Consider the following 4,064-nt stretch of genomic DNA (forward strand, 5'->3'; position numbering starts at 1 on the left):
GGTGTTATAGCTCTCCGCATAATCAAATTGCAGGTCCTCATGCAGTTTAATTATCAAATTACGCACTTTTTCTACCTGTCTGGTTAGTATTAGCCTGATGGGTTTATACGATGTGCGCCTGTCGGCATATTCCAGGTAATTATCGCAAAAATTAAGGAGTAATTCAATTTCGGCCTGTTTTGATCCTGCAAATTTGGTGTATTTGCTTAGCAACCTCAATATTTTTCGCATCCCTTTTGCAGCATGATAACTTAGGGCCGGCAACTGGCTAAACATAAAACCGGCTTCGGCTTTAACCTTTTCAATAAAAGCAGCTTCATCATAAGCTTCAAATAATAAATAAGCCAGCAGTTCTTTATTCTCTTTTTTATAACGTGCCAAACGGAGCAATAATTCAGTTAACTGTTCTTGGGGCAAATGCTGAATTTCTTTTTTTATATGCTGTAATCCGTAAGTAGTTATGCTCATGTGTGTTTAAATATTTTAGCAAAATAATTGTAGTTTAGCGCCCTGCAAACAAAGTTGATGAAAAAAAAAAGCAAACTAACTCTCTATATCTTTATCGCACTCGTATTTGGTGTAATAACAGGATACATTTACAATGTTCGCGTAATTAATGGCATCAATGTAAATATCAGTACTGCCGATGCTAATATAAAAGCCATAAATGTAAAATTGGTTTTATTAAATGATAGTACTACTGCAGATTACATGGCGCTTAAAGCCCAGAAAGTACAACAATTAAAGATCAGTAAAGATAATAATTCTATACGTGAGGATAAACTGGAAGGTTTTACCATTTTAAGTGATATATTTTTAAGACTCATTAAAATGATTGTGGCCCCACTTGTTTTTACCACATTGGTGGTGGGAGTGGCCAAAGTGGGGGATATTAAGGCTGTTGGCCGTATTGGTGGTAAAACCATGTYATGGTTCCTGAGTGCTACAATGGTATCCCTCTTATTAGGAATGCTTTTAGTAAACCTGTTTGAACCCGGAAAAGTTATGCACTTGCCATTGCCTAACAGTTATTTAAGTACGGGGATTAAAAAATCGGCATTATCACTAACCGATTTTATAGCGCATGTTTTTCCAAGAAGCTTTATTGAGGCTATGGCCAATAACGAAATATTGCAGATCGTGGTGTTCTCCTTGTTTTTTGGTGTAGCTACCGCGGCCATAGGTGAGCAGGGGAAGATAGTTATTAAAGCTATGGATGCCATTGCCCACGTTATATTAAAAATAACAGGTTATGTGATGAAGGTAGCGCCTTTAGCCGTTTTTGGAGCTATTACAGCCGTAGTTGCCAAACAAGGGCTTGGCGTATTATCCACTTATGGCATTTTTATAAGCGAGTTTTATTTTGGGCTGATACTGCTTTGGGGAGTCATTATTTTTGCCGGATTTGTGGTATTGCGCAAGCCGGTGTTTAAATTGGTAGGCAACATAAAAGATGCCATGCTGATCGCGTTCAGCACATCAACAAGTGAGGCTGCTTATCCAAGGGTACTTATTGAATTGGAGCGTTTTGGCTGCAGTAATAAAATTGTAAGTTTTGTATTGCCGTTGGGTTATTCGTTTAATTTGGATGGCTCTATGATGTACATGACCTTTGCCTCCCTGTTTTTGGCACAATCATATGATATTCATTTATCCTTCGGGCATCAATTGTCAATGCTGCTGGTATTAATGCTTACCAGTAAAGGTGTGGCGGGTGTTCCGCGGGCTTCGCTGGTGGTAATCGCGGCTACTTTATCTATGTTCAATATCCCCGAAGCCGGTTTGTTCCTGTTGATAGGTATTGATCCTTTACTGGATATGGGCCGTTCAGCAACAAACGTTTTAGGTAATGCCATGGCTACCGCGGTTGTAAGTAAATGGGAGGGGGAGCTGAAATAATTAGCAACATGAAATTAAATAAAAGCGTCATTGCGAGGAACGAAGCAATCCCCGATAAGCAGGTCAATCATGCATATATGCTCTGTATAGCATAGAGATTGCTTCGTTCCTCGCAATGACGCTTAAAAGAAAATAAAACACAATAACTAATTCAATAATTAAAACATGTCTGATCGTTCTAAAAAAATATTTTTTGCGTTAACCATCATTGTCCCATTTTTATTGTACTGCTTTTATTATTATGGCATGATGATCAAAAATGCGCCATACCGGTTTTCGGATTTTGATTCCATGTCTATTCAATATGGACCGGTTGATAGCCTGGTTAATAAATACGATTCAAAAACCGGGAATTATCAATACATTGATAGAAGAGATTCTTTGATAAAGATGCATCTGCGGCTTACCAACGATGATTTGCTTTATCTGCACCGCAAAGCTGCCGACCTCGGTTTCTGGGATTTCCCATCGAATGAAGTTGCTGATAGTGTAAAGGCAAAAAATAAGTCGATACGCTATGTAATTGAATTTAGATACAAGAAAAAAAGTAAAAGAGTTGTATTTGACAGTGATTTTGCTGGCGACCCTAAATTAGTAGACGCTAACATAACCCTGATTAAAGAAATAAAGCAAAGTTTATTAACTGCCGAAGAAAGACAGAAAAAATAAAAGTATGGTGTGTTGTTTATTAAATAATCAATCCCTATATTTGCACCTCGAATTTTAAAACAATAATTAACAAACATGTACGCAATAGTAAGTATAGCCGGACAGCAATTTAAGGTTGCAAAAGACCAGCAGATCTTTGTACACAGGTTACAGGGTGATGAAGGCGCTAGTATTGAATTTGACAGTGTATTGTTAGCAGAAAACGAAGGTAAATTCAAATTAGGTTCTGATTTGAAAGGTGCTAAAGTATCAGCTAAGATCGTGTCTCATTTAAAAGGTGATAAGGTGATMATTTTCAAAAAGAAAAGAAGAAAAGGTTACAAAAAGAAAAACGGTCACCGTCAACAATTTACCAAGATCGAGATCACCGGTATTACATTATAATTAAAGTTTAAACCGAGCCGATTGATCGGCTCATAAAAGATATTAACAATGGCACACAAAAAAGGGGCCGGTAGTTCCAGAAACGGCCGCGAGTCGCATAGCAAACGTTTAGGTATCAAAATTTTCGGTGGTCAGCCAGCTATTGCAGGTAACATCATCGTTCGTCAGCGTGGTACTAAACACAACCCAGGCGTTAACGTAGGCATAGGCAGGGATCATACATTATTTGCATTAACTGATGGGCATGTAGTTTTCAGAAAGAAAGCTGATAACCGTTCATACGTTTCTGTAGTTCCGTTTGAAGCTGAACCAGTTGTTGAAGTTGCAGCACCTGCACCTAAAGCAAAAGCAGAAAAGAAAGTTGTTGAAGCACCAGCTCCGGTAGCAGAAGTTGCTGAAGAAGCAGCTCCAAAAGCTAAAAAGGCAGCAGCTCCAAAAGCAAAGAAAGAAGCAGCAGACACTGAAGAAGCAGCAGCTGAGTAAGTTTAGGTCAATAGATATTAAAAAGCCCGGATCAAATTGATCCGGGCTTTTTTTGTGTTTAATTGGTTATATTCGTTTATGAATTATTGTTTCTTATAATTATATGGCAGAAGACAACGGTAGCAGTTTTTCGTTAATAAAGCTCGATGGTAAAGCCATAGAAAAACTCATAGAAGTGGTTAGTGCGGGCATTGGAACTTTGTATAAACCACGTGCTATTCGTAGAGAAGCTGAAGCAAAAGCATATGAATTGGAAGTAATGGCACAAGCTGAAGCAAGGTCTTTAATTATAAGATCTGATTCAGAAAGTGAAGTAGTTGAACGCGCAAAACAGCGCTTATATCATCAAGAAATCAATAGGCAACGTAATCTTGACAATATAATTGAGAGTTCAGTTGAACACTTAAACCAAGAAGTCTCGGATAAACCGGTTGATGAAGAGTGGAGAACACGATTTTTTAATAAGGCTCAGGATATTTCATCAGCCGATTTACAAGAAGTGTGGGGGAAAATTTTAGCTAACGAGATAAATAACCCTGGAAATTTCTCTTTAAGAACAATAGATATTTTGAGTAATCTATCAAAACGTGAAGCAGAGATATTTATAAAATTCGGGCCTTATTTTACCC

Annotated in this window: 6 protein-coding genes; 5 read left to right on the forward strand and 1 reads right to left on the reverse strand. The window is 37.9% G+C overall.

The window, feature by feature from the left end; all coding sequences use genetic code 11:
* The coding region (locus AC1DRQ_RS29855; RefSeq protein ID WP_477429519.1) for a hypothetical protein at window positions 1-468 on the reverse strand (468 nt) is incomplete at its 3' end.
* 57 nt (window positions 469-525) lie between these two features.
* Between AC1DRQ_RS29855 and AC1DRQ_RS29860 the strand changes: the two genes are divergently transcribed.
* The 5 genes from AC1DRQ_RS29860 to AC1DRQ_RS29880 all read left to right on the forward strand — a co-directional run.
* Window positions 526-1,899 (forward strand): dicarboxylate/amino acid:cation symporter, encoded by a 1,374-nt coding sequence (locus AC1DRQ_RS29860; RefSeq protein ID WP_477429521.1) that lies wholly within the window; start codon window positions 526-528, stop codon window positions 1,897-1,899.
* A gap of 165 nt (window positions 1,900-2,064) precedes the next feature.
* Window positions 2,065-2,568, forward strand: a complete 504-nt coding sequence (locus AC1DRQ_RS29865) for a hypothetical protein (RefSeq protein ID WP_477429523.1) — start codon at window positions 2,065-2,067, stop codon at window positions 2,566-2,568.
* A 75-nt stretch (window positions 2,569-2,643) separates the two neighbouring features.
* The gene (gene rplU, locus AC1DRQ_RS29870) at window positions 2,644-2,952 is read left to right on the forward strand and encodes a 50S ribosomal protein L21 (RefSeq protein ID WP_090467954.1); all 309 of its coding nucleotides are present in this window, start codon (window positions 2,644-2,646) and stop codon (window positions 2,950-2,952) included.
* Window positions 2,953-3,000: 48 nt separating this feature from the next.
* Window positions 3,001-3,435 carry a 50S ribosomal protein L27 gene (gene rpmA / locus AC1DRQ_RS29875; protein ID WP_477429525.1) on the forward strand — a complete coding sequence of 145 codons (435 nt, stop codon included), beginning with the start codon at window positions 3,001-3,003 and terminating at the stop codon, window positions 3,433-3,435.
* A 103-nt stretch (window positions 3,436-3,538) separates the two neighbouring features.
* On the forward strand, window positions 3,539-4,064 hold a 526-nt coding region (locus tag AC1DRQ_RS29880; protein WP_477429527.1), incomplete at its 3' end, for a DUF2806 domain-containing protein.

The organism is Mucilaginibacter sp. P4_E8 (assembly GCF_056401495.1).

What these genes read in the sequence shown, in the direction of transcription:
- AC1DRQ_RS29865 (WP_477429523.1), top strand. Translation starts at nt 2,065, where the DNA reads ATGTCTGATCGTTCTAAAAAAATATTTTTTGCGTTAACCATCATTGTC.
- rpmA (WP_477429525.1), top strand. Translation starts at nt 3,001, where the DNA reads ATGGCACACAAAAAAGGGGCCGGTAGTTCCAGAAACGGCCGCGAGTCG.